The sequence below is a fragment of the Nostoc sp. KVJ20 genome (assembly GCF_001712795.1).
Classification (GTDB): Bacteria; Cyanobacteriota; Cyanobacteriia; order Cyanobacteriales; family Nostocaceae; genus Nostoc.
On sequence record NZ_KV757825.1, the window covers coordinates 1 to 1,754 of the forward strand.

Genomic DNA, 1,754 nt, shown 5'->3' on the forward strand with positions numbered 1-1,754 from the left:
GGCTAATAAAGTGCCTTTATGAATTGCCACATTTCCATAGTTGTCATGCAAATCAGCCGTTAATCTAGCAACATAGCGTTTACTATCATCTGGAGCCTGCTGTTGTTGGAAGCGATTTTCGCTTTGCTGCTTGATGACTGGAGTTTGGACTAAAAAGCGAGAGAAAAGCAGTCAGCAGTAACACTGACTGCCGTAAAGTCAATGAAAGTAATCAATAAATCATTGACGTGATGATCCTGACACAACTAGAAAAATTCCGCCAAGGTATCTACGATTGTTTGGGAAAAGCCAAAGATGCAGTATTTGAATTGATGGATGCAGTATTAACAAGTCCGAGTATCCCATCGTTTGTAAGCTTGTCACAAAGCCCAGTATTTCGACGGCAATGGTCGAGCATTTATGCAGCACTACATGATAGTCGTCCACCGAAAAGAAAACTGATGAAGCTACTGGTACAGGAGGTAGTGACGGATGAACAGCCATTTCTAGCAGGAGATCATAGCTTTTGGGCAAGACCAGAAGCGAAGACACTAAAAGAAAGAACTTTTCATGGGGACAGAGGTGGGAGCATAGGCATTGGACAAAGTTACAGTACATTAGCCTGGATACCAGAGGCGGATGGGAGTTGGGCATTGCCGTTGAAACATGAACGGATAACCAGCTTTGAAACGCCAACTAGTATTGCAGCATTCCAACTAAAACTTGTGACCCGTGAGTTAGGCAAAAGACCGCTTGCCGCTTATGACCGAGGCTACGGCAACGCCAAATTCGTCCAAGCCACGGAGAAGATTGACGCAGACCTGTTGTTGCGTTTAGCATCTAACCGATGTGTATGGGGTAGACCCGGTACTTACAAAGGACGAGGCGCACCTTGTAAGCATGGTCATAAGTTTAAGCTCAATGACCCGGAAACTTGGCCCGTGGCAACTGAAACTCTAGAAGTTGAAGACCCGAAAGTTGGTCGAGTTAAAGTAATGCGTTGGAGTGGGTTTCATTTTCTTCAATCCCCAAACCGGGCAATGGAAATCATTCGTGTCGAGGTGATCCAACCAGTTGGACGCAATCGTAAGTTCCAACCCTTATGGCTAGCTTGGTTGGGTCAGACAATGCCTCCATTAGAGGATCTCTGGCAAAAATATCTACGCCGCTTTGCTCTAGAGCATTGGTATAGATTTGCCAAGCAAAGGTTATATTGGACACAGCCTCAATTGAGTTCTACTCGGGCAGCAGAGCGATGGAGTGACCTGATGCCCCTGTTAACTTGGCAATTATGGTTAGCTAGAGTTGCCTGTATTGATTCCCCCTTGCCCTGGCAATCAAATCAGGATACACTGTCTCCAGGACGTGTGGCACAAGCCTTTCCACTAATTTTAGCCGCCATTGGCACTCCTGCTCAACCCCCTAAAACTCGCGGTAAATCACCTGGGCGTGCCCAAGGGCATCAGCCACCTCAACGTCCCCGTTATCCCACTGTCAAAAAACACGCATCTAAAAAACCTAAAACCGAAGAATCACTTAAGAACGCTGATCTAACTGCTGCTTAGTTTCTGCTTCTTTTTCAACGATTCAACTTAACTCAGCCTCTAAAAGAAGTTGGGTAACTTTTTCTTGCTTTCTATTCATTGCGGCTAAATGCCAATTAGTCCAAACTCAAGTTACAAACGGTCTTCACGAATAGCCTGCATTTCGCCTTTCCAGTAAGTCAATCCCCCAATTACTACCGAATATTTAGGTAAATCTACCATCGCTCCTGG

Annotated in this window: 1 protein-coding gene; it reads left to right on the forward strand. The window is 45.4% G+C overall.

Features of this window, described 5'->3' with window-relative positions; translation table 11 throughout:
- Window positions 1-230 precede the first annotated feature (230 nt).
- Complete coding sequence (locus tag A4S05_RS37975) at window positions 231-1,544, forward strand: NF041680 family putative transposase (protein WP_069074887.1); 1,314 nt, start codon at window positions 231-233, stop codon at window positions 1,542-1,544.
- Window positions 1,545-1,754 lie beyond the last annotated feature (210 nt).